General features: G+C 55.8%; 23 protein-coding genes. 14 read left to right on the forward strand and 9 right to left on the reverse strand.

What is annotated here, in order from left to right; genetic code table 11:
- The first annotated feature begins 319 nt into the window (after positions 1–319).
- On the forward strand, positions 320–682 hold the full coding sequence (locus ACI2JR_RS22810; RefSeq protein WP_132726995.1) for a cupin domain-containing protein: 363 nt from the start codon (positions 320–322) through the stop codon (positions 680–682).
- A gap of 275 nt (positions 683–957) precedes the next feature.
- Here the strand turns inward: ACI2JR_RS22810 and ACI2JR_RS22815 are convergent, their stop codons facing one another.
- On the reverse strand, positions 958–1956 hold the full coding sequence (locus ACI2JR_RS22815; RefSeq protein WP_132726993.1) for a LysR family transcriptional regulator: 999 nt from the start codon (positions 1954–1956) through the stop codon (positions 958–960).
- A gap of 99 nt (positions 1957–2055) precedes the next feature.
- On the opposite strand from ACI2JR_RS22815, the gene ACI2JR_RS22820 reads away from it, so the two are divergent.
- Positions 2056–2970 carry a LysR family transcriptional regulator gene (locus ACI2JR_RS22820; protein ID WP_132726990.1) on the forward strand — a complete coding sequence of 305 codons (915 nt, stop codon included), beginning with the start codon at positions 2056–2058 and terminating at the stop codon, positions 2968–2970.
- A 118-nt stretch (positions 2971–3088) separates the two neighbouring features.
- Here the strand turns inward: ACI2JR_RS22820 and ACI2JR_RS22825 are convergent, their stop codons facing one another.
- On the reverse strand, positions 3089–3805 hold the full coding sequence (locus ACI2JR_RS22825) for an LrgB family protein (RefSeq protein ID WP_207896593.1): 717 nt from the start codon (positions 3803–3805) through the stop codon (positions 3089–3091).
- On the reverse strand, positions 3805–4200 hold the full coding sequence (locus ACI2JR_RS22830) for a CidA/LrgA family protein (protein WP_132726987.1): 396 nt from the start codon (positions 4198–4200) through the stop codon (positions 3805–3807). Before ACI2JR_RS22830 ends, ACI2JR_RS22825 begins: the two co-directional genes overlap by 1 nt.
- Positions 4201–4618: 418 nt before the next feature.
- On the opposite strand from ACI2JR_RS22830, the gene ACI2JR_RS22835 reads away from it, so the two are divergent.
- The 4 genes from ACI2JR_RS22835 (at position 4619) to ACI2JR_RS22850 (ending at position 7307) form a co-directional block, all read left to right on the forward strand.
- Positions 4619–5062: a DUF2231 domain-containing protein gene (locus ACI2JR_RS22835; RefSeq protein ID WP_132726984.1), complete on the forward strand. Its 444-nt coding sequence runs from the start codon at positions 4619–4621 to the stop codon at positions 5060–5062.
- Entirely contained in the window at positions 5055–6359 is a 1305-nt protein-coding gene (locus ACI2JR_RS22840) for a PQQ-dependent sugar dehydrogenase (protein ID WP_132726981.1), read from the forward strand. Before ACI2JR_RS22835 ends, ACI2JR_RS22840 begins: the two co-directional genes overlap by 8 nt.
- A gap of 139 nt (positions 6360–6498) precedes the next feature.
- Complete coding sequence (locus tag ACI2JR_RS22845; protein ID WP_132726978.1) at positions 6499–7014, forward strand: disulfide oxidoreductase; 516 nt, start codon at positions 6499–6501, stop codon at positions 7012–7014.
- Positions 7015–7031: 17 nt separating this feature from the next.
- Positions 7032–7307 carry a hypothetical protein gene (locus ACI2JR_RS22850; RefSeq protein ID WP_132726975.1) on the forward strand — a complete coding sequence of 92 codons (276 nt, stop codon included), beginning with the start codon at positions 7032–7034 and terminating at the stop codon, positions 7305–7307.
- Between the two features lie 119 nt (positions 7308–7426).
- Here the strand turns inward: ACI2JR_RS22850 and glcC are convergent, their stop codons facing one another.
- Positions 7427–8200 (reverse strand): transcriptional regulator GlcC, encoded by a 774-nt coding sequence (glcC, locus tag ACI2JR_RS22855; protein WP_132726973.1) that lies wholly within the window; start codon positions 8198–8200, stop codon positions 7427–7429.
- A gap of 256 nt (positions 8201–8456) precedes the next feature.
- Here glcC and glcD point away from each other — a divergent pair, with 256 nt between their 5' ends.
- The 5 genes from glcD to glcB are packed head-to-tail and all read left to right on the forward strand — an operon-like array spanning position 8457 to position 14853.
- Positions 8457–9956: a glycolate oxidase subunit GlcD gene (gene glcD, locus ACI2JR_RS22860; RefSeq protein ID WP_132726970.1), complete on the forward strand. Its 1500-nt coding sequence runs from the start codon at positions 8457–8459 to the stop codon at positions 9954–9956.
- Complete coding sequence (gene glcE, locus ACI2JR_RS22865) at positions 9956–11008, forward strand: glycolate oxidase subunit GlcE (protein WP_132726968.1); 1053 nt, start codon at positions 9956–9958, stop codon at positions 11006–11008. The genes glcD and glcE overlap by 1 nt, the downstream gene beginning before the upstream one ends.
- Positions 11009–11017: 9 nt before the next feature.
- Entirely contained in the window at positions 11018–12256 is a 1239-nt protein-coding gene (gene glcF, locus ACI2JR_RS22870) for a glycolate oxidase subunit GlcF (RefSeq protein WP_132726965.1), read from the forward strand.
- The gene (locus tag ACI2JR_RS22875) at positions 12246–12665 is read left to right on the forward strand and encodes a heme-binding protein (protein ID WP_132726963.1); all 420 of its coding nucleotides are present in this window, start codon (positions 12246–12248) and stop codon (positions 12663–12665) included. The genes glcF and ACI2JR_RS22875 overlap by 11 nt, the downstream gene beginning before the upstream one ends.
- 10 nt (positions 12666–12675) lie before the next feature.
- A complete protein-coding gene (gene glcB / locus ACI2JR_RS22880) occupies positions 12676–14853 on the forward strand; it encodes a malate synthase G (RefSeq protein ID WP_132726960.1) in 2178 nt (725 codons plus the stop codon).
- A gap of 27 nt (positions 14854–14880) precedes the next feature.
- Here the strand turns inward: glcB and ACI2JR_RS22885 are convergent, their stop codons facing one another.
- Complete coding sequence (locus ACI2JR_RS22885) at positions 14881–15081, reverse strand: hypothetical protein (protein ID WP_462479540.1); 201 nt, start codon at positions 15079–15081, stop codon at positions 14881–14883.
- A 173-nt stretch (positions 15082–15254) separates the two neighbouring features.
- Between ACI2JR_RS22885 and glcA the strand changes: the two genes are divergently transcribed.
- Together glcA and ACI2JR_RS22895 are read left to right on the forward strand one after the other, a co-directional pair.
- Complete coding sequence (glcA, locus tag ACI2JR_RS22890) at positions 15255–16937, forward strand: glycolate permease GlcA (RefSeq protein ID WP_462479541.1); 1683 nt, start codon at positions 15255–15257, stop codon at positions 16935–16937.
- Positions 16938–17042: 105 nt separating this feature from the next.
- Entirely contained in the window at positions 17043–18287 is a 1245-nt protein-coding gene (locus ACI2JR_RS22895) for a malic enzyme-like NAD(P)-binding protein (RefSeq protein ID WP_462479542.1), read from the forward strand.
- A gap of 60 nt (positions 18288–18347) precedes the next feature.
- Here the strand turns inward: ACI2JR_RS22895 and ACI2JR_RS22900 are convergent, their stop codons facing one another.
- The 4 genes from ACI2JR_RS22900 to gcl form a co-directional block, all read right to left on the reverse strand.
- Complete coding sequence (locus tag ACI2JR_RS22900) at positions 18348–19619, reverse strand: glycerate kinase (RefSeq protein WP_462479543.1); 1272 nt, start codon at positions 19617–19619, stop codon at positions 18348–18350.
- A 172-nt stretch (positions 19620–19791) separates the two neighbouring features.
- Positions 19792–20685 (reverse strand): 2-hydroxy-3-oxopropionate reductase, encoded by an 894-nt coding sequence (locus ACI2JR_RS22905; protein WP_132726949.1) that lies wholly within the window; start codon positions 20683–20685, stop codon positions 19792–19794.
- Between the two features lie 14 nt (positions 20686–20699).
- Positions 20700–21482, reverse strand: a complete 783-nt coding sequence (gene hyi / locus ACI2JR_RS22910) for a hydroxypyruvate isomerase (RefSeq protein WP_462479544.1) — start codon at positions 21480–21482, stop codon at positions 20700–20702.
- Positions 21483–21518: 36 nt separating this feature from the next.
- On the reverse strand, positions 21519–23294 hold the full coding sequence (gene gcl, locus ACI2JR_RS22915) for a glyoxylate carboligase (protein ID WP_462479545.1): 1776 nt from the start codon (positions 23292–23294) through the stop codon (positions 21519–21521).
- Between the two features lie 107 nt (positions 23295–23401).
- Between gcl and ACI2JR_RS22920 the strand changes: the two genes are divergently transcribed.
- A complete protein-coding gene (locus ACI2JR_RS22920) occupies positions 23402–24322 on the forward strand; it encodes a LysR family transcriptional regulator (RefSeq protein WP_462479546.1) in 921 nt (306 codons plus the stop codon).
- Positions 24323–24349 lie beyond the last annotated feature (27 nt).

The raw sequence follows: 24349 nt of genomic DNA on the forward strand, positions 1-24349 counted from the left end.
TTAATTCAGTAAGTTGATGTCCGGGTAATGAAATCATTCACCTGGGATCGGGAAACCTATTGTTCTGCTTTGTGGGTAACTGTATTCTTATTTCGAACAGCCGCGTTGGATCTTCCGCGTATCAATTTGCCGGAAAGATAAGCAAGATCGCGCGGTAAACCACGGGCAGCGATACCGCGATTCTCTTTATAGTCCGCCGGTATCTCTTTTTCAGCAATAAATCTAACCTGGCAGGCTCAGCACCGTGCTGCCTGTTTCCCGGCTATTTTTATTATATATTAAACTCGTTAGTGTCAGAGCACTATGATGGAGATGATTAATGCGTAAAGTTAATTTAAAAGAAAGCTTTGATCTGTTCAGCGATCGCTGGAGTCCGAAAATTGTCGGCGATATCAACGATGCGTATGTCAAACTGGCTAAATTCTCCGGAAAGTTTGACTGGCATCATCATGAACATGAGGATGAGCTTTTTCTGGTTATCAGCGGTCGTTTACGGATGGGGTTAAGAACAGGGGATATCGATCTTGAACCGGGCGAGTTTATCATCGTGCCTAAAGGAACCGAACATTGTCCTGAAGCGCTTAGCGAAGAGTGTTGCGTCGTTTTGCTTGAGCCAAAATCGACCCTTAATACGGGTAATATCGTCAATGAGCGTACCGTGCATGCCCTGGATAAATTGTAATCACCGTGCTTGTCGTTTCGCTTCTGGCAGCATATCAGCGAAATATTTTATTACTTTATAAAAATATCTGCTCTCGGCAATAGAAAGTTATAGTTGTCGCCTGGCGGACCATGATTGCCGATAGCTCCTGTATTTCTATGAACGACTCTGCGAACAAACATAATATTGTTCCCGGGACGTGGGACTTTGTTACGGACAGGGGGTTTTACTCATCTCATGAATAGATATTGAGATTAAAGAAATATATGTCCCGCACATTTTCTCATCCCTGCTGATTATTCCGTTAGCGGGTGGCGTTGCGGCTGTTTTTCTGTCGCGGTGGGGCTATCGAGCCAGTAAGGTTTTTCACCGATCTCAGCAATCATAAAGTCGATAAATGCTCTTACTTTCGATGATACTGTCTTTTTATGGGGGTAGGCTAACCAGATATCAGTAGGTTCGCGTCCCGGCTGAAAGGTAATTTGCGGGAAGACTTTTACGAGTTCCCCTGCTTTTAATGCATTAAACGCCAGCCATTCCGGGAGAACCACAATACCTTGATTATTTTTGGCCCGTTCCAGCAGAACTTCTTCTTCCCGTGAAATGAGACGCGGTAGCCGGTGAGTTCCGGTTTCCTGCCATTCACCTTTTCCTTCCCTCCAGTACCAGCCGATTTCGCTGGGGATGAAAAACGCGCTGGCGATAAGTTGTTGAACATGTAACGGGAAGCCTGGCCTATGCAAACAGGAGGGGCTTGCATAGGCCGCATAGCTATGCGTAGCCAGTTTACGCGCGCGAATCGTTGACTGATTTAACGCGCCAAAACAAATAGCGAGGTCGGTTTCGGTGCCAATCAGGCTCTCCTGGCCGGTGCTGTAGCGCAGATAAATATCGATATCCGGATAGCTAAGAAAGAACTTATCTATCAGTTTCAGTACGTGGTGACGACAAAAGGCACCGGGAACCGTTAGTTTTAATTGCCCTGAAGGGTGCTGATTTAATGCCATAGTGGCGGCTTTGGCTTCTGCCAGATTATGCAATAACTCTTTGGCTTTCGGAAAAAATAACGTACCAGCCTCGGTCAGACTTAATCCGCGGGAGGTTCTGTTGAATAGCGTAATATGCAGATGCTCTTCCAGTCCGGAGATGTGTCGTGATACGGTCGATCTCTTTATCGAGAGCTCGCTGGCAGCACGATTAAAACTCTGCAGTTCTGCCACGTGGATAAAGGTTTGCAAAGCTGAAAAGTAGTTCATAGACACCCCGACATTATTTATGATGAGATACAATGGCATCGATGGCACCTTTCCTGAAGTGCTATTTTTGGATAACACAATTGCATAATTATGCCACCTGCGAAATGCTTCTTAAGAAAGCGGAAAAGGACCAAGACAATGAATTATTTTGCTGCGATCAGAACGTTTGTTAGCGCTGCAGAATTGAAAAGTTTCAGTGCCGCCGCGAAGGAACTGAATATCGAAACCTCAACCATCTCCCGGCATGTCGCCGATCTGGAAGAGGATCTGCATATTGCACTGTTCAATCGTTCAACGCGCGGTTTGACGCTAACCGAAGCGGGGAAGCTTTTCTATTCGCATGCCACTCGTTTATTGGCACAGTGGGAGGAGGCGAAAAATTCGACTTCGGCGCTCAACAAGCGGCCTGCGGGTATGTTGCGCATCAGCGTCCCGAGCGCCTTTGGCCGCATGCATGTGATGCCCTTCGTGGAGGAGTTTCTTCAGCTCCACCCGGAAATCTCCCTGGACATGACTTTCAACGACGATGTGCAGGATCTGATCGAATCTCGCATCGATCTGAGCATCCGCATCGGCATACTACCGGAATCGACTATGCATGCGCGGAAACTGGCTGCACAGAAACGTTATGCCTGGGCGAGCCCGGACTGGATAGCACGGCATTCGCCCGCAGATCTGCTGCCTGGTCAGCAGATGTTGATGTTTTCGCGGCTCCACGGCGAAGGCTGGTATGCCCGTAAAGAGGGGGCCGGGGATGACTGGGCTCGAATATCGATGAACTCCCGGCTTATTGCCAACGACAGCGAAGCCCTGCTTTATGCGTGTCGCCATGGATCTGGAATAGCCGTGCTGCCTGACTGGCTGGTCTGCAATGATTTGCGACAACATCGCCTGCAGCGCGTTTTTCCCGAATGGGAATTCAGCATGCTGCGCGCCGAAACGGCTATCTGGATTGTTTATCCGCGTAAAAGGATCGTTTCCAGCAAGGTCCGGTCGTTTATCGACTTTCTGGTGGCGAAAATTGGCACTCCGCCGCTCTGGGAACGACTATAGCCGGAGGCAAGTTAAAAACCGGGTTCCGGTTGCATCCGCCTGAACCCAGGTTTTGTTCACCGGTGCATAAGAAAACCGCGCCGCGTTATGGGCTGCTTGTGGAGTTTATAACCGGCTATTAATGCCACAATCCTGCCAGCAGTGGCACAATCAACGCCGTGAGTAAGCCGTTCAGACCAATACCAATCGCGGCAAATGCAGCGGCTAATCCGTTCAAGGGCGCGATTTGCGCTGCGGCTACGCCACTACCGGCCACCCCTGCGGCAAAACCGTGCGCTCTCCAGTCGTTAATTTTAAACCAGCGTAGGATCGTTCGTCCCACCACGGCCGCGACGATACCGCCAGCAATCGCCAGCGCGGCGGTCAAGGCGGGCACTCCACCGACTTCCTGCGCCAGCGCGATAGCGATCGGGGTGGTCACCGACTTGGAGGCCATCGACAGAGCCACGGTGCGTGCGCCGCCAAATAGCCATACCAGCAGCGCGCCGGTGATGGTGGAAGTCAATGACCCCGCCAGTAGCGCAAGTCCAATAGGCCGAAAGCTACTTTTAATATGTGACATGTTCAGCGCCAGCGGTACCGCCAGCGATACGGTCGCTGGCCCAAGCAGAAAATTGATAAACCGGGCGCCTTTGAAATAGACGGCATATGGCGTCCCGGTAAGTTTCAGCAAGATGGCCATCAAAATAATGGCCAGCAGTACCGGGTTTAATAACGGTGAATTTCCTGAAAGTTGCTGTACCTTTTTCCCTGCCATGAAACATAACAACGTCAGCGTCAGCCACAGCAAAGGACTTAATGCCATCGGCGTCCACAAAGCATGAATAGTCGACATTATTGTTGCCCCCGGAGTTCTATCGATTCGCTCAACTGCTTATTTTTTCGTGAAAAATGATGCATCACCAGTCCGGTGACCACCAGTCCAAGGATGGTTGAAAATACCAGACCAATGAGAATGGGTAACCAGTATTCACGAAGTATGCCGCCTTCCGTAATAATCCCGACACCGGCGGGGACAAACAACAACCCCATATTATTTATCAGGCCCTCGGCGAGCTGTTTTAATGCACTATCAGGGGCGCTTGCTAACTTGCTTGTACCGCGAAGGATGAGAATGAGCGCCAGAATAAACATGCCAATGACCGGCCCTGGTAACGGAAGATGGAGTAAATTCCTCAGTAGTTCACCTGTTAATTGGGCGACCACCAATAACGCAAACGCATTTACCATGATATTTTCTCAATATTAACTTTATTTAAGGATAATGATTTTAAGTCCGTGCGATATTTATCTCCGGGCCGGGAGAATACGTTGTCTATGGCTTATATTCAGCCCTGGCCTGATGGGCAATATACTACAGGGGATCGTTTCGCGGACAATGTCCCTGGATGCAAAACTGTGTTGCGCTTTAACTTAAAGGGCCGGGGAGACGAGATTCTTGCCCCCCGCTATTTATGCAAAACTGAATTCCATATATTGCGTTTCTCTGATTGTTCGAAAAAGGCATACTGGCTACGGTATCAGCGAACGGGAAAGCGTTAAGACGTCGTTGCCGGATTGTCCCGCGAAGAGGAGAACCCTGGCCGGCCGGGCTCACTCGCATACCCGCTTCACCTGCGACAGTTATTTCAATACCAAGGATATGAATATGAGTACCAATACGATCCGGCGCCGATGCTCAGTTGCGGCCGTCATTTATGAACTCCTTAATCCAATACCATATGGTTTTTTCTGCGCAGCGTTAATTTTTGATGTTATTTATCTCTATAGCACCAACGTTATGTGGGAAAAGAGTGCGGCCTGGTTAATTGCGCTGGGGCTTATTTTGGCCATTATTCCCCGGCTGATTAATCTTTTTCAGGTGTGGGTCGGGCAGTCATCGCCGGCCCTCTCCGCGGTGAAGATCAATTTCTGGTTAAACGTTGTTGCCATCATTTCAGCAATCCTCAACGCCTTTGTGCATAGCCGCGATGCCTACGCCGTGGCGCCGCAGAACGTGGTTTATTCTGTGATTACGGTTGTGTGCTTGCTGATCGCCACGCTGGTTTTATCCTGCAGCGGGGAAAATAGTCGAGGTGAACGCCATGAATAAATTTTTCCTGATGGTGCCGCTGGCCTTCGCACTGTCTACCGTTCTTAGCGGCTGTGATGAAAAAGCGCAACTGACGCCAGACCAGCAAATCGGCCCCGATCCCATTCTACCGAAAGCGCAGGATTTCCTCGTGCCGCCGATGCAGGTCCCTTCCGGGGTGGGCTGGAAATCAGGGATGGTCCCCAAAGTAGCGGCCGGGCTGAAAATTGAGAATATCGCCAGCGGCCTGATGCATCCGCGCCAGGTTTATGTATTACCGAACGATGACGTTCTGGTGGTAGAAAGCAATAGTCCGGGAAGCGAACCGCTGACCACGCCGAAACAGCTTATTGCCGGCATAGTAAAAAATCAGTCAGGTAAAGGCGGAAAAGGCGGTAACTCGATCACCCTGCTGCGTAAAGGCCCTGGCGGTTGGGAAAAACATCTGTTCCTTCAGCATCTGCATTCGCCTTTTGGCGTACAGCTTATCGGCGATAACCTGTACGTCGCCAATACCGACAGCATCATGCGTTTCCCTTACCAGACGGGGGAGACCTCGATTAGCGCGCCGGGAACTGAACTTGCCGATCTTCCGGATAAGATCAACCACCACTGGACCAAGGCGCTGTTAGCCAGTCCGGACGGGAAAAAGCTGTACGTCGGGGTCGGTTCGAACAGCAACATCACCGAAAATGGCATCGATGTCGAGTATCGACGAGCCAACGTGCTGGAAGTGGATGTCGCCACCGGCGCCAGCCGTATTTTCGCCAGCGGTATTCGTAACCCCACGGGCCTGCAGTGGGAACCGCATAGCGGCAAGCTCTGGGCGGTGGTCAATGAGCGCGATGAGATCGGCGCGGATCTCGTGCCTGACTATATGACGTCGGTACAGGACGGGGGATTCTATGGCTGGCCGTGGAGCTATTTTGGCCAACATGTCGATCGCCGCGCCCGACCGCCGCGTCCGGACATGGTGGCGAAAGCGATTAAGCCGGATTATGCGCTGAGTTCGCATGTGGCGCCGCTGGGGCTACTGTTCTATACCGGCGCCATGTTGCCGCAGAAGTACCAGGGCGGGGCCTTTATCAGCGAGCACGGGAGCTGGGATCGCTCGCCGCTGAACGGTTACCAGGTCTCATTCGTCGCCTTTAAAGATGGCAAGCCGGTAGGTAAACCCGAAACGGTGGTCAGCGGCTTTGTCTCCGATGATGAGAAAGAGCTGTATGGCGCCCCGGTGGGCCTGGCTCAGGACAATGAGGGCGCTCTGATCATCGCTGACGATGTCGGCAACGCCGTCTGGCGCGTGACGACCCGGTAAACACAGCGCCAGGGTAACCAGACAATGCTCTTTGTTGAAGACCGTTGCGCTGGTTATCTTTTTACCCGCGAGCGCCGGCGCGTCGGCTAAATATCTTTTGTAGGGCCGAATCCATCGCCGCTTTTTTTCGGAATGCCGTATGCCTGAATATGTCTATCTGTTCTCACAGAAACGCAGCTGCTGGTTCATAATTGCCGGCAGCGCGTTATTAATGGGCGCGTTGATGTTATTTTTTGCCGCCTGTGGCCTGATTGCCGCTGACCGCATCGGGTATGAGGAATACGCGCTATGCGGCATCGTGGTTGCCGGCATGGTCGGCGCTTATGCCCCCGAAAGCCGCCTGCGCTACGGCGCGCTGGCGCTGTGGTTTATCAGCACCTTCGAGGGGGTACGCCTCTCTCTGGAGCAGTTTCTGAGCCCGGTTTCTGCCGTGGAAGAGCTGAGTGACGGTATGCCAAAACTGCTGCCGGTCTGGCTTATATCGCTGAATGAATTTATGCACGGCAATATCCGGAATCCTATTGCCAGCAATCCCGACAGGTATTTTCTACCGGAAGAGATAGCCAAATGGCTGCTGTTATTTTTTACCTTTCATTTGGCGATCGCCATTCTGACCACATTTTCCCAACTCTCTTCTTTCAAATCCGCGCGTTGATATTTTTTAAGGAAATAATGCATATCCAAACCAGTATTCTGATTTCAATTTTGTCTAAACTCGCCAAAATATATCCATGCTGTGCGGACGAACATCGCTATCAGCAGTATGTTGCTGAGGAAGCCAGCGAGGCGATATTTATTGGTCACTTGCTGTATCTGGCAGAAAAGGGCCTGATTGAGACCGACCTGCACTGGGACCTGGAACGTCGGCAATATCAGCTGAATCCGGGCCTGTTGCGGATTAACTGTTATGGCCTCGACCTGCTGAAAGAGCAGGCAAGAGGGCTGTAGCCATGCGCCGCCGCTAAGGCGACGTTTCCCCGCGGTTTTCCGCATGAGCTGGCCAACGCCAGGGAGCAATGAGCGGCAATTTTCGCGCGCATTGCTCCGCTTCTCCTCCCCGCTGGTCGTTAGCTCCAGCCCTCCAGACGCATCGCCGAACGAATAAGACGCTGCTCTTCCAGCTCAATGTCATGGAGATTTTTTTTCACATTCATGACGTGATCGCGGGCGGCACGCTGGGCGACTTTGGGCAGCCGCTGCAGTACGGCGTGGTAAACCCGCGCGTGCTGTCTGTCGATCTGTTTTTTCTGCGCCGGACGGTGATACAGGTTATTCACGCAGGCAAATACCGAATTGAGCATCAAATCGGTCAGCGACTGGAGGGTGAAAACCAGTACCTGGTTGTGCGACGCCTGGCAAATCGCCAGGTGAAAGGCGTGATCGAGGCGGGCATGTTCAATGAGGGTAATTTCGTTGTCGCCTTCGCTGGCAGCCAGCATTTTCTCATAACATCGGGTGATCAGCACAAAATCAGCCTGAGTGCCTAGCTGGGCGGCAAGCCTGGCGGATTCCCCTTCCAGCAGCGCGCGCACGTCGAGCAGATCGTACAGGGTGCGTGGTTGAGAGTTAAACAGGTGTATGAGCGGCGTGGTGTCCTGCATTTTGTTCAGACGGGCGACGCGGGAATCGCGGCCCTGGGCGGTTTCGATAATCCCGCGGCCGCGCAGCACGGTAAGCCCTTCACGCAGAGCCGAACGGGAGAACCCGAGCTTCTCACACAGGCGACGCTCTGAAGGAAGTGGCTGTCCGACTTTTAACACGCCATCAACGATCAACCGTTCGATACTTTCCGCAACAACTTCACAAATAGGGCGACGAGTCGAGCTATGTTCATCTTTCATAAACGGACCTCGGTTGCTGGTAGGACCAATTTTGCTGTTATGTTCTTATCGTAATAGTTACATACCGGAAGTTTTATTATCACAGTCATTTAACACCAAATTAACCATTGCGCGTCAATCATTGATGAAAAAAAAGTGGTCTGACCGCTAGATAAAGTGATAGACGGCAGGTCATTCCCCACCTAAAAACTGATCGCAGAAGCAGCGGGCAAACGAACTGCTGCCACATAACACGATTACAAAGTGAACCCTACTCATGAATATCTTATACGACGAGCGCCTTGATGGCGTTTTACCCGATGTCGAGCGGACATCGGTATTGATGGCACTGCGTGAGCATGTCCCCGATCTGGATATTCTCCACACCGATGAGGAGATGATTCCCTACGAATGCGACGGCCTGAGCGCCTATCGTACGCGGCCGATGCTGGTTGTCCTGCCTAAGCGTATCGATCAGGTGATCGCTATCCTGGGTGTTTGCCATCGGCTACACGTCCCGGTGGTCACCCGCGGCGCGGGAACCGGTCTTTCCGGCGGCGCCTTGCCGCTCGAAAAGGGCGTATTGCTGGTCATGGCGCGGTTTAATGAGATCCTCGATATCAACGTCGCCGGACGCCGGGCGCGGGTACAGCCGGGCGTGCGTAATCTGGCGATTTCTCAGGCGGTTGCGCCTTACGATCTCTATTACGCTCCCGATCCCTCTTCCCAGATTGCCTGCTCTATCGGCGGTAACGTTGCGGAAAACGCCGGGGGAGTACACTGCCTGAAATATGGCCTGACCGTACATAATCTGCTCCGACTGGAAGTGTTAACCCTCGAGGGCGAGGCGCTGACGCTCGGCTCCGACGCGCTGGATTCCCCCGGTTTTGATTTACTGGCGCTGTTTACCGGTTCTGAAGGCATGCTGGGGGTGGTGACCGAAGTCACCGTTAAGCTGCTACCCAAACCGCCGGTCGCCCGGGTGCTGATGGCCAGCTTTGACTCGATCGAAAAGGCGGGTCTGGCCGTCGGCGATATTATCGCCAATGGCATCATTCCCGGCGGTCTGGAGATGATGGATAACCTCTCTATTCGCGCCGTGGAAGATTTTATTCATGCCGGCTATCCCGTCGAGGCGGAGGCCATTCTGTTATGCGAGCTCGACGGCGTGGAGTCCGACGTGCAGGAGGACTGCGAACGGGTCAACGAGATCCTGCTGCAGGCAGGCGCGACAGAGGTCCGCCTGGCGCAGGATGAAGCCGAGCGTATCCGCTTCTGGGCCGGGCGCAAGAACGCCTTCCCGGCGGTGGGGCGCATCTCGCCCGATTACTACTGTATGGACGGAACCATCCCGCGCCGCGCGCTACCGGGGGTGCTGGAAGGCATCGCCAACCTATCGCGTCGCTACGAGCTGCGGGTGGCGAACGTCTTCCACGCCGGCGATGGCAACATGCATCCCCTGATTTTGTTTGATGCCAACACGCCTGGCGAGTTCGAACGCGCAGAAATCCTCGGCGGCAAAATCCTTGAGCTTTGCGTGCAGGTGGGCGGCAGCATCACCGGCGAACACGGCGTCGGCCGTGAAAAGATCAATCAAATGTGCTCGCAGTTCAACAGCGATGAAATTACCACTTTCCATGCGGTAAAAGCGGCTTTCGACCCTGACGGTCTCCTGAACCCTGGTAAGAATATTCCCACGCTGCACCGCTGCGCAGAATTTGGCGCCATGCATGTTCATCATGGCCATCTGCCTTTTCCTGAACTGGAGCGCTTCTGATGACAGGCGAATGTAATTACAGCAAAGAGCTGCTGGAACAGGTGAACGATGCCATCGGCAATAAAACGCCGTTAGCGATTCAGGGCAGCAACAGCAAGACCTTTCTGGGGCGTGAGACTTGCGGCCAACTGCTGGATGTGCGTTATCACCGCGGCATCGTTAACTACGATCCTAAAGAGCTGGTGATTACCGCCCGCGCCGGCACGCCGCTGGCGGAAATTGAAGAGACCCTGGGCAACGCGGGGCAAATGCTGCCCTGTGAGCCGCCGCACTTTGGCGCTGGCGCAACATGGGGCGGGATGGTGGCCAGCGGCCTGGCCGGCCCGCGGCGGCCATGGAGCGGGGCGGTGCGTGATTTTGTGCTGGGGACCCGCGTCATTACCGGCCGCGGCAGGCATCTGCGCTTTGGCGGCGAGGTGATGAAAAACGTCGCCGGATACGATCTCTCGCGGCTGATGGCGGGAAGCTACGGCTGCCTCGGCGTGTTAACCGAAGTCTCCATGAAGGTGCTGCCTAAGCCACGGGCGACGATGAGCTTGCGTCTTGAGCTTAACCTGCCTGTGGCGATGGGCGAGATCGCCAAGTGGCAGCAGCAGCCGCTGCCGATCGGCGCGCTATGTTATTACGATAATGCGCTGTGGATCCGTCTGGAAGGGGGAGAAGGTTCGGTGAAAGCGGCGCGCGAGCGGCTCGGCGGCGAGACGGTCGCCAATCAGTTCTGGTGGCAGCTCCGCGAGCATCAGCTACCCTTTTTCCGCCTGCCGGCGACGCTGTGGCGAATCTCGCTGCCGATCGATGCACCGGTTATCGGCTTCCCGGGCGAGCAGCTGATCGACTGGGGCGGCGCCCTACGCTGGTTGAAATCCGACGCCGATGCAGGGCTGATTCGCCTGATGGCCGCGGAGGCGGGCGGCTACGCCACCCGTTTTAGCGCCGGCGATGGCGGCTTCTCACCGCTTGCCGCGCCGCTACTGCACTATCACCAACGGCTAAAAATGCAGCTCGACCCTCACGGCGTGTTTAATCCGGGGCGGATGTACGCGGAAATATAAGGATTAATCATGCAAACCAACCTTAATGAAGAAATGCGGCACAACGCGCGCGCCGACGAGGCGGAAAGCATCCTGCGCTCCTGCGTTCACTGCGGCTTCTGCACGGCAACCTGTCCGACCTATCAGTTATTGGGCGATGAGCTGGACGGGCCGCGTGGGCGAATTTATCTGATCAAACAGGTCCTGGAAGGTAACGAGGTCACGCTAAAAACCCAGGAGCATCTGGATCGCTGCCTGACCTGCCGTAACTGTGAAACAACCTGCCCGTCGGGCGTGCGCTATCACAATCTGCTGGATATCGGCCGCGAAATCGTCGAAGAGAAGGTGAAGCGGCCGCTGCCGGAACGCATGCTGCGGGAAGGATTGCGGCAGATCGTCCCGCGGCCGTCGGTTTTCCGCGCGCTCACCCAGGTGGGTCAGGTGTTCCGCCCGATGCTGCCCGCGGTGCTGAGGGCCAAGCTACCCGCGGCGGCGGCGGTGGCGAAAGCGCGCCCGCCGCAGCGCCATGCGCGCCGGGTACTGATGCTGGAAGGCTGCGCGCAGCCCACGCTGTCGCCCAATACCAACGCGGCGACGGCCCGGGTGCTGGACCAGCTTGGCATCAGCGTGCAGCCGATTGCCCAGGCCGGCTGCTGCGGCGCGGTGGATTATCACCTGAATGCGCAGCAGAAGGGGCTGGCGCGCGCAAGGCAGAACATTGATGCCTGGTGGCCGGGGATTGAAGCGGGGGCAGAGGCCATTTTACAAACGGCCAGCGGCTGCGGCGCTTTTGTTAAAGAGTATGGCCATCTGCTGAAAGACGATGCGCGGTACGCGGAAAAAGCGCGCCGGGTGAGCGAACTGGCGATTGATTTAGTTGAGCTGCTGCGCAATGAGCCTTTGGAAAACCTGCGCATACGCGGAGACAAAAAGCTGGCATTCCACTGCCCCTGCACGCTGCAGCATGCGCAGAAACTCAATGGCGAGGTCGAAAAGGTGCTGATCCGGCTGGGATTCAGTTTAACGGCGGTCCCGGATAGCCACCTGTGCTGCGGTTCGGCAGGCACCTATTCCATTACGCATCCCGAGCTGTCGCGTCGGTTACGGGATAACAAGATGAACGCGCTGGAAAGCGGGAAACCCGACCTGATCGTCACCGCGAATATCGGTTGTCAAACGCATCTGGCCAGCGCCGGGCGGACGCCCGTGCGCCACTGGATTGAAATGGTAGAAGAAGCCCTTGAACAGGAACAGCACAATGAAGACTAAAGCGATCCTCAGCCAGCAGCTGGCTGCCCCGATAATTGCCGCGGGCCATGAAGAAGCATTGAAACATAACTGGTCGGTTGCCCTGGCGGTGGTGGACGACGGAGGCCATCCGCTGGCGTTAACCCGCATGGATAGCTGCGCTCCAATCGCCGCCTATATCGCACAGGAGAAAGCGCGGACCGCCGCGCTGGGCCGCCGTGAAACGCAGGGATATGAAGAGATGGTGAATCATGGCCGCACCGCGTTTGTGACCGCGCCGCTATTAACCCCGCTTGCAGGCGGCGTGCCGATTATCGTTGATGGCCAGGTCATCGGCGCGGTAGGTGTGTCCGGCTTAACCGGCGCGCAGGATGCCCAGGTGGCGAAAGCGGCGGTCGCGGGTCTGGTAACGGCAACGAACGAGTCATAAGGAGCGGAATATGAGTGAGATGATAACCCAGGGCACTTTACGCGTTGACGCCGATTTTAAGCGCTTTGTTGATGAGGAGGTCCTGCCCGGCACTGCCGTGCAGCCCGCGGCGTTCTGGCGCGATATCGAGGCGTTAATCCACGACCTGACCCCGGAAAACCGCAAACTGCTGGCGGAGCGCGATCGTATTCAGGCGGCGCTGGATAACTGGCACCGCACGTTTCCCGGTCCGGTGAGCGATAAGGCCGCCTGGAAATCTTTCCTCCGCGAGCTGGGGTATCTGGTGCCGCCGCCGCCGCGCGTCGAGGTGGCGACAACCGGTATTGACGAAGAGATTAGCGGGCAGGCCGGACCGCAGCTGGTGGTGCCGGTGATGAACGCCCGCTATGCGCTGAATGCGGCGAATGCCCGTTGGGGCTCCCTGTACGATGCGCTGTACGGCAGCGACATTATTCCCCAGGAGACGACGTCCGGCAGCGGTTACGATCCGGTTCGCGGCGCGCAGGTGATCGCGTGGGTTCGCCGCTTTCTTGACGAGACGCTGCCGCTGGAAAGGGGCAGCTACCACGATGCGCTGGGCTTTACCGTGGTGCAGGGGCAATTGTGTATTCAGCTGCGTACGCAAGGCGAAACGACGTTACGCACCCCGGCGCAATTTATCGGCTATCGTGGAGAACCGGCGGACCCTGAGGTGATTTTGCTCAAGAATCACGGCTTGCATATTGAACTGCAGATTGATGCCGGGGGGCGAATCGGTCAGGGCGATCCGGCGCATATTAATGATGTGATTATCGAGTCGGCGATCAGCACCATTCTTGACTGCGAGGATTCGGTCGCCGCCGTCGATGCGCAGGATAAAATAGTGGTGTATCGCAATCTGTTGGGGCTGATGACCGGAACCCTACGGGAGACGATCGTTAAAAATGGCCAGCAAATCGTGCGTCGGCTCCATGACGATCGCCGCTACACCGCCGCCGACGGCTCGGCCCTGACGCTGCCGGGCCGCGCTTTGCTGTTTATCCGCAACGTCGGCCATTTAATGACCACTCCCGTTATCCAGGATAGCGCTGGCCACGATATTCCGGAAGGTATCCTCGATGGCGTCATGACGGGCGCGATCGCCTTACATGACCTGCAGCGCAGGCAAAATTCGCGCGCCGGTAGCGTATATATCGTCAAACCTAAGATGCATGGCCCGCGCGAGGTGGCGTTCGCCAACCTGCTGTTTACGCGTATCGAGGCAATGCTGGGGATGGCGGAGAACACGCTGAAAATGGGGATTATGGATGAGGAGCGGCGGACATCGGTCAACCTGCGCAGCTGTATTGCCGAGGCCCGTCACCGGGTGGCGTTTATTAACACCGGCTTTCTCGACCGCACCGGGGATGAGATCCATTCGGCGATGGAGGCGGGGGCAATGCTGCGTAAAAATCAGATGAAATCGACCCCGTGGATTCAAGCCTACGAACGCAATAACGTTCTCTCCGGCCTGTTCTGCGGCTTACGCGGCCAGGCGCAGATTGGCAAAGGAATGTGGGCCATGCCCGATATGATGGCCGCGATGCTGGAACAAAAGGGCGAACAGCTGCGCGCCGGGGCCAATACCGCATGGGTGCCTTCGCCGACGGCGGCAACGCTGCATGCTCTGCATTACCACCAGATCGATGTCCGCAAGGTGCAGGCCGATATCGCAGGGGCTGATTTTAGCGCCGAGTTCGCGTCGCTGCTGGACGATCTGTTGACGGTACCCGTAGATGAAAAAGGCGGCTGGTCGGCGGAGGAGATTCAGCAAGAGCTGGATAATAACGTGCAGAGTATCCTTGGCTACGTCGTGCGCTGGGTTGAGCAGGGAATTGGCTGCTCTAAGGTGCCGGATATCCACAACGTGGCGCTGATGGAGGACCGCGCGACGCTGCGCATCTCCAGCCAGCATATCGCCAACTGGCTACGGCACGGCGTGCTGAGCCGGGAGCAGGTGCAGGCCTCGCTGGAGAATATGGCGCAAGTCGTGGATAGGCAGAATGCGGGAGACGCCGCCTATCGACCGATGGCGACGGATTTTTCCGCCTCCAGCGCGTTTAAAGCGGCCAGCGATCTGATTTTTCTCGGCGCGGAACAACCGAATGGCTATACCGAACCGCTGCTGCATGCCTGGCGTTTACGCGATAAGCAGCATGCATCGCGCTGAATAACGGATAGAGACCTCGCGGCGCCATCAATGGCGCAATAAAAAATAAAAAGCCCCCGGCGATATTCTCTGCTGGGGGTTACTGCAGATAATGCGGTAGCGCGACGATGCGCTTTTTATGCTGATGATCTGAGCGGCGAACCGCACGCTGAGGTCAAAATAAAAATAAAGAAACTCGCGCAGTTTTATTTTGTGACTGACGCCGGGTGGTATGAAGAACATGGACATCTTAATCTCCTTCTGCGCATTCGTGTGCTGAAGAACTCCTCTTACCAACATATATCAGGTGTGCTGGCAGGTATCTTTATGAGTCGTAACGGCAAAATATATTAAATTATATTTGCAGTTGCTCAGGATGCCCGAAACATACCAGGTATATAAAATAATTAGAGACTGAAAATATGCTTACCTGGAATCAAATGTATACACCGTCAGGCAGTCTGGGGGTATCAGCACTGATCGCCTTAATACCGATTATATTCTTCTTTATTGCCCTGGCGGTATTAAGATTAAAAGGTCACGTCGCCGGGACGATTACCTTAATATTATCGATGGTGATTGCGATTTATGCTTTTCATATGCCGGCCAAAATGGCGTTTGCGGCCGCTGGCTATGGCTTTTTGTACGGTCTATGGCCGATCGCCTGGATTATTATCGCCGCCGTTTTCCTGTATAAACTGACGGTGATCAGCGGCCAGTTTGATATTATTCGCAGTTCGGTACTGTCGATCACCGATGACCAGCGTCTGCAGGTTTTGCTGATCGGTTTCTCTTTCGGCGCGCTGCTGGAGGGGGCCGCCGGTTTTGGCGCACCGGTGGCGATTACCGGCGCGTTGCTAGTCGGGCTGGGGTTCAGACCCTTATACGCCGCTGGCTTATGTCTGATTGCCAATACGGCGCCGGTGGCGTTTGGCGCTCTCGGCGTGCCGATTCTGGTCGCCGGGCAGGTGACAGGGATTGATCCATTCCATATCGGCGCGATGGCCGGGCGCCAGCTCCCGCTGCTATCGGTGATGGTGCCTTTCTGGCTGATTGCGATGATGGACGGCTGGAAAGGCATTAAGGAGACATGGCCCGCGGCGCTGGTGGCCGGCGGCAGCTTTGCCGTTACGCAGTTTTTTACCTCTAACTATATTGGCCCGGAGCTGCCGGATATTACCTCGGCGCTGGTCAGCATTGTTTCACTCTCGCTGTTCCTCAAGGTCTGGCGGCCGAAAAATACCGAAGCGTCGCTGAGTATGGGACAGTCCGCCGGGGCGATGGCGCTACAGAGAGCGATTTCTACCGGTCCCGTACCTTCTGAATACCATTTTGGGCAAATTCTTCGTGCCTGGTCGCCGTTTTTGATTCTCACGCTGCTGGTGACGATCTGGACGATGAAATCCTTTAAAGCGCTGTTTATTCCCGGAGGGGCGCTGTACTCCCTGGTCTTTAATTTCCAGATCCCGCATCTGCATCAGCTGGTCATGAAAACCGCGCCGATTGTCGCACAGCCAACCCCGATGGACGCGATATTCAAGTTTGATCCGCTCTCGGCCGGGGGAACCGCCATTTTTATTGCCGCGATTATCTCGATGTTTATTTTAAAGGTTGAGGTAAAAAAAGGCGTCAGGGTATTTGGCGAGACCCTGGTCAGTTTAAAATGGCCCATATGGTCGATTGGCATGGTGCTGGCCTTTGCCTTTGTGACCAACTACTCCGGGATGTCGACCACGCTGGCGCTGGTGCTGGCCGGAACGGGCGTGATGTTTCCCTTTTTCTCACCGTTCCTCGGCTGGCTGGGGGGCTTTCTTACCGGTTCTGATACCTCTTCTAACGCGCTGTTCTGCTCATTGCAGTCTACGACGGCGCAGCAGATTCATGTTTCAAATACGTTGTTGGTGGCGGCGAATACCAGCGGTGGCGTAACAGGAAAAATGATCTCTCCGCAATCCATCGCCGTCGCCTGCGCCGCGACGGGAATGGTGGGGAAGGAATCTGAACTGTTCCGTTTTACCGTTAAGCATAGCCTGATCTTCGCCTGCATTATTGGCGTTATTACGTTGCTCCAGGCATATGTATTTACGGGGATGCTGGTTCATTAATGTCATACCGCGTCGGGTATTCTGCTGAAGATTACCCGACGTATTTTCGGGCTGAGTCAATTAATCCTGACTGTGTGAGTGATTTAACATCAATATGAGGTTTATATGTCTTACGATAAGCAACGTTCGGCGCTGGATTATCATCAATATCCGCTACCGGGGAAAATAAGCATTGCCCTGAGTAAACCGGCCGATAATGCCGAGCATTTAGCGCTGGCGTATAGTCCGGGCGTCGCTGAACCGGTTCGGGAAATTGCGCGGGATCCGGAAAACGCCTGGCGTTATACCGGCAAGGGCAATCAGGTGGCGGTGATTTCCAACGGTACGGCGATTCTGGGATTAGGCGATTTAGGTTCTTTGGCCAGTAAACCGGTAATGGAAGGTAAAGCGCTGCTGTTTAAACGCTTTGCCAATATTGATGCGATTGATATTGAAATTAATACCAAAGACCCGGCACTGTTTATTCAGACCGTGGCGCAGATCGCCGATACGTTTGGCGGTATTAATTTAGAAGATATTAAAGCGCCGGAATGTTTTGAGATTGAACGGCTGTTAAAGCAATCTTGCGCCATTCCGGTGTTTCATGACGATCAGCACGGCACGGCAATTGTCACCGCCGCCGGCATGCTGAACGCGCTGGAAATTCAGGGGAAAACCCTCGCCAGCGCCAAAATTGTCTGCCTGGGCGCCGGCGCGGCGGCCATCGCCTGCATGCGGCTCTTACGCCAGCTTGGCGCCCGGGCGGAGAATTTGTATATGGTCGATCGCGCCGGGGTGATCTATGCCGGGCGTGCCGGCGTTAACCGCTTCAAGGAAGAGTTTATCAATAACAGCGGCCCACGCACCCTGCGGGAGGCGATGCAGGGCGCCGATGTTTTTTTGGGGCTATCCGGAGCGGATCTGCTTGGCGCGGAGGACCTACGCGCGATGGCGGAAAAACCGGTGGTGTTCGCCTGCTCTAACCCGGATCCGGAAATTGCGCCAGCGCTGGCGCACGCCACGCGCAGCGATATGATTCTGGCGACCGGACGATCCGACTACCCTAACCAGGTGAATAACGTTCTCGGATTTCCGTTTATTTTTCGCGGGGCGCTGGATATTCGTGCCCGGGATATTAACCAGCCGATGATGATTGCCGCGGTGCATGCTCTGGCGGCGTTGGCAAAAGAGCCGGTTCCGGAGGTCGTGCTGCGCAGCAGCCAAAGCGGGGCGCTGACGTTTGGGCCAGAGTATATCTTACCGAAACCGATGGATGAGCGGCTGTTGGGACGAATCGCCGGCGCGGTGGCTCAGGCCGCGGTGGCCAGCGGCGTTGCGCAGTTGGATTACCCGGCGCATTATCCGTTATAAGGTAAAAAAAGCGGCGCGAGAGCATCGCGCCGCAGCCCCATAATGGGCAAGACCCCGCAATCAGCTATCGGGCTGAGTAATAAGAATCGCCCGGAAGTCGTTAACATTAGTGCGCGTCGGTTCGGTGACAATCAGATCGCCCAGCGCGGAAAAGTAGCCGTAGCCGTTGTTGTTATCCAGCTCATGGCGCGCGCTGAGGCCGATCGATGCCGCCCGCTGCCAGCTTTGTGGCGTCATGATCGCCCCCGCGTTGTTTTCTGAACCGTCGATGCCGTCGGTGTCGCCGGCCAGCGCCCAGATCCCCGGCTGTCCTTTGAGCTCATTGGTCAGGCTTAACAGAAACTCGGCGTTGCGCCCGCCGCGCCCGCTGCCGCGCACGGTGACGCTGGTTTCACCGCCGGAAAGAATCACCGCTGGCGCGGCAATCGGCTGACCATATTTTTGAATTTGCCGCGCAATCCCCGCGTGTACGCGGGCGACTTCACGGGATTCTCCTTCCAGGTCGCCGAGGACGATCGGCGTGATGCCCGCGGCTCTGGCGTAGCTGGCGGCCGCGTCGAGGGCCATTTGCGGCGTGGCGATCAGCTGATAGTGGCTGCGCGCCAGACGCGGATCGCCGGGCTTAACGGTTTCAGATTGCGGGTCTGACAGCCACTGATGAACGTGTTCGGGGATCTGAATGGCGTAGCGTTTGACGATCTCCAGCGCGTCAGCAGAGGTGGTGGCGTCTCCCCACGTCGGGCCGGAGGCAATAACCGCAGGGTCATCGCCAGGGACGTCGGAAATGGCGTAGGTGTAGACGCTGGCTGGCCAGCAGGCCGCCGCCAGGCGTCCTCCTTTGATGGCGGAGAGATGCTTACGCACGCAGTTTATTTCACTGATGCTGGCGCCGGAGCGTAGCAACGCTTTATTGATCTGTTTCTTATCTTCGATAGTGATGGCCGCGCAGGGAAGGGCTAGCAGCGATGAACCGCCGCCGGAAAGCAGGAAAATAACCCGGTCTTCTGCGGTGAGGCCGCTGACCATCTCTAATACGCGCCGAGCGACGCGTTCGCCGGCGTCGTCCGGGACCGGGTGCGCCGCTTCAACCACTGCAATTCGCTGGCAGCTGACGCCATGTTTATAGGGGGTCACGACCAGGCCGGTGAGCTCTCCTGGCCACTCTTCCTCCACGACGGCCGCCATCGCGGCGGCGGCTTTACCGGCGCCGATCACCAGCGTTCTGCCGCTGGCGGGAGCGGGCAGGTAGGGCTTCAGGGTCTGACGCGGATGAGCGGCGGCGATGGCGGTGGTAAATAATCCCGTGAGAAACGATTGGGCATTGAAGGACATATCGATCTCCTGTACGCGCTGCCCGACGGCTGCAGCGCGAATGGCGTCTTATTTTTACGCTTTATTTGACATGTGCCCGATGGGCGTAGGGTACGTCAGTAAGGGCTCTTCTTTCAGCAAAAGCCGGCGGGTTTCCCGCATCCGGCATAAGCTTCAGGAGGAGAGTTGTTGCCTATTTCTGACCGTCAATGGTGAAATTCGCCATATGTTCGAGTCCTTTTACCAGCGCCGAGTGATCCCACTCCGCGCCGCCCAGCGCAACGCAGGTGCTAAAGACCTGCTGTGCATTGGCCGTGTTGGGCAAATTCAGGCCCAGCTCTTTTGCGCCAGCCAGCGCCAGATTGAGATCCTTCTGGTGCAACGCGATACGAAACCCGGGGTTAAAGGTCCGTTTGATCATCCGCTCCCCGTGGACTTCGAGAATTTTTGATGAGGCGAACCCGCCCATCAACGCCTCGCGCACTTTGGCCGGATCGGCGCCATTTTTCGCCGCAAAAACTAACGCTTCCGCCACGGCCTGAATATTGAGCGCGACGATGATCTGGTTGGCGACTTTGGCGGTTTGTCCATCGCCGTTGCTGCCAACGTGAGTGATATTTTTGCCCATCGCCTGTAGCAGCGGTAGCGCGCGCGCAAAGGTGACCTCATCGCCGCCCACCATGATTGACAGGGTTCCGGCCTGTGCGCCGACCTCGCCGCCCGATACCGGGGCGTCGAGATAAGCGGCGCCCAGCGCGTTTACCCGGGCTGCGAACCCTTTCGTCGCGCCGGGTGAAATTGAGCTCATATCAATCACCACCTTACCGCTGCTCAGCCCCTGAGCGACGCCGCCATCGGCAAAAAGCACTTCTGCAACCTGCGGCGTATCCGGCACCATAATAATGATGAATTCGGCATCCCCGGCCACCGCTTGCGGTGTCGGCAGGGCGATGCCGTGTTCGCCCAGCAGCTCGGTGGGTGCCGGCCGGTGATGTTCAGAGAACAGCAGGGTGTGACCGGCTTTTTGCAGATTCTGCGCCATCGGTTTGCCCATGATGCCGGTTCCGATAAATCCAATACGTGCCATAATCGCGGTCTCCGTTAAGAAATAGTGTGCGTTTTCATCCAGCCCAGACCGGCTTCGGTCGTCGTGGCGGGTTTGTACTCGCAGCCGATCCATCCCTGATAGCCAATCGCTTCCAGATGGGCGAAAAGAAACGGATAATTAATTTCGCCGGTTCCCGGTTCATGCCGCCCCGGGTTATCCGCCAGCTGGACATGATTGATGAGCGTCAGGTTTTCCTGCAGCGTTCTGGCTAAATCGCCTTCCATAATCTGCATGTGATAAATGTCATACTGGATAAACAGATTAGGATGGTTAACCCGGGAGATGATTTCCAGCGCCTGGCGGGTGTGATTAAGGTAAAAACCGGGGATGTCGCGGGTATTCACCGGCTCCATAACCAGCTTGATGCCCGCCTGCGCCAGTTTGTCGGCGGCATAACGCAGGTTGTCGATAAAGGTTGTCGCGATGACCTCATCGTCGTAGCCTTGCGGCTTAATGCCGGCCAGGCAGTTAACCTGGCGATTCCCCAGAATATGGGCGTAAAGAATCGCCTGCTCGACGCCATCGCGGAACTCCGCCACCCGCTCAGGCAGGCAGGCGATGCCGCGTTCGCCGGCGTTCCAGTCGCCGGCAGGCAGGTTAAATAGCACCTGAGTGAGCCGATGCTCATCGAGCAGCGTTCTCAGCTGAGCTGCGCTGTAATCGTAGGGGAAGAGATATTCCACCCCCTTAAAACCGGCCCTGGCGGCAAGAGAAAAGCGTTCGATAAAATCTACTTCGGTAAACAACATGGACAGGTTTGCAGCAAAACGTGGCATCGTGTGCTCCTTGTTTTTACGGGTCAGAGACGCTAATCAGTTAAATGGTGGAACCGAGGTGGGCGCATCGGCCGCACTTTCCGCCAGCTCTTCAAACTCATTGATCGCGTTGATTTCCGTTCCCATCGCAATGTTGGTGACACGCTCGAGAATAATTTCCACCACCACCGGGACGCGATATTGCCGCATGAGCTCCTGCGCCTGACGCAGCGCCGCCGGAATCTCGCCGGGGTTGAATACGCGCAGCGCTTTACAGCCGAGACCCTCCACGACCGTCACGTGATCGACGCCGTAGCCGTTAATCTCCGGCGCGTTGATATTTTCAAACGACAGCTGGACGCAGTAGTCAATATCGAAGTTCCGCTGCGCCTGGCGGATGAGCCCCAGGTAGGAGTTATTGACCAGAATGTGGATATAGGGGAGGTTGAACTGTGCCCCGGCAGCCAATTCCTCGATCATAAACTGAAAGTCATAATCGCCGGACAACGCCACCACCTGGCGCTGCGGATCGGCTTTGACCACCCCCAGCGCCGCGGGAATCGTCCAGCCTAGCGGGCCGGCCTGACCACAGTTGATCCAGTGGCGCGGCCTGTAGACGTGTAAAAACTGCGCGCCTGCAATTTGCGACAAGCCGATGGTGCTGACATAGCAGGTTTCCTGACCGAAGAATTTATTCATCTCTTCATAGACGCGCTGGGGTTTTACCGGCACGTTGTCGAAATGGGTTTTGCGGTGCATCGTCCGTTTACGCGCGGCGCATTCGCTGGCCCAGGCGCTGCGATCCTTGAGTTTGCCCGCGGCCTTCCATTCGCGGGCCACCTCCAGGAAACGCTCCAGGGCAGCGCCGGCATCCGAGACAATGCCAAAATCGGGGGTGAAGACCCGGCCGATTTGCGTCGGTTCGATATCGACATGAATAAAGCGGCGACCTTCGGTGTACACCTCCACCGAACCGGTATGGCGATTGGCCCAGCGGTTACCAATGCCGCACACCACATCGGCGGCCAGCAGCGTGGCGTTACCGTAGCGATGCGCGGTTTGTAATCCCACCATTCCGGCCATCAGCGGGTGATCGTCAGGAATCGTGCCCCAGCCCATAAGGGTGGGAATAACCGGAATGCCGGTCATTTCCGCAAAGGCGACCAGCTGTTCGCTGGCGTCGGCGTTGATAATACCGCCGCCGGCGACGAGCAGAGGCCGCTCGGCTGCGTTAAGCATCGCCAGCGCTTTTTCCGCCTGGGCCCGGCTTGCCGCCGGGCGGTGTACCGGTAATGGCTCATAGGTGTCGATATCGAATTCAATTTCCGCCATTTGCACATCAAACGGCAGATCGATCAGCACCGGCCCCGGACGCCCGCTGCGCATTTCGTAAAATGCCTTCTGGAAGGCGTAAGGAACCTGGCCCGGCTCCATCACCGTCGTCGCCCATTTGGTCACTGGTTTGACGATGCTGGTGATATCGACAGCCTGAAAATCTTCTTTATGCATTCTGGCGCGTGGCGCCTGGCCGGTGATACACAGCAGGGGAATCGAATCTGCGCAGGCCGAATAGAGCCCGGTGACCATATCGGTACCTGCCGGGCCGGATGTGCCGATACAGACGCCGATATTGCCGGCGTTGGTGCGGGTATAGCCCTCAGCCATGTGTGAAGCGCCTTCCACGTGACGAGCCAGTACATGGTCGATACCGCCGATTTTCTGCATCGCGGCGTACAGGGGATTAATCGCCGCGCCGGGTACGCCGAAAGCCGTATCCACCCCCTCGCGCCGCATTACCTGGACAGCGGCTTCGATTGCTCTCATTCTGGTCATGATTAACTCCTGATAGTCGATATTTTAATTATCGTCTTCAGCATAAAATAGGCTATATGTTACTTGAATGACCTAAAATCGGTTTCTGTCGATACTGGAGGTATGGAGTGGGGCGCTACACCGAGCTGAATACATTTGTGCAGGTCGCGGAGAAGGGGAGCTTTGCGGCGGCCGCTGTCAATGAAGGCGTAACCCCGGCGATTCTGGGGCGGCGGTTGGACGCGCTGGAGAGGCGGCTGGGCGTCAAGCTGATGCATCGTTCAACCCGCGGACTCAAGCTTACCGAAGCCGGCGAACGCCTGCTGGAACGCGCGAAAACCGTGCTGCATGAGTTCGATGAAGTTGAGGGCGATATCAGCAACAGCAACCTGGCGGTGAACGGGCAGCTCTCTGTATCGGCGCCGGCGGCATTTGGCCGTCGCCATATTGCGCCGCATGTCTACGCTTTCAAACAGCGCTACCCGGAGCTTAATCTTAATTTCAACTTCACCGATACGGTTCTCGATCTGGTCAATGACGGTTTTGATATGAGTATCCGTATCGGCGAGATTCTGGATCCCACCTATGTGGCGATTAAGCTATTTCCAAACCAGCGGGTGGTGTGCGGTACCCCGGAGTATTTTTCCCGCTGCGGTATGCTGCACTCGCTTGATGATTTAGCAAAACATAACTGTCTGGCCTTTAGCATGCAGGGCGGGCAACAGCGCGGCTGGACGTTTCAGAACCAGGGCCGGCAGGTGGCGATTAAGGTTCGCGGCGACCTGGCATGTAATGATGGCGAGCTTTTACTGTCGTGGGTAAAACAGGGGTTGGGGATTGGTTGGCGTTCGACCTGGGAGATTCATGGTGAACTGCAGCGCGGCGAACTCATTACGGCGCTGGATGAGTATGCGTTGCCGGCATACAACATCCAGGCCGTTTTCCCCCAGCAACGTTATCTGCCGGCGAAGGTGAGATTATTTATCGATTATCTCAAGGCGCTGTATCAGACTCCGGGGTATTGGGACAAGACTTATCCGTTGCTCTGACACCGTCATTCAGGATGAAATACGGTT

Source organism: Klebsiella sp. NPDC088457 (assembly GCF_044900465.1).
Classification (GTDB): domain Bacteria; phylum Pseudomonadota; class Gammaproteobacteria; order Enterobacterales; family Enterobacteriaceae; genus Klebsiella.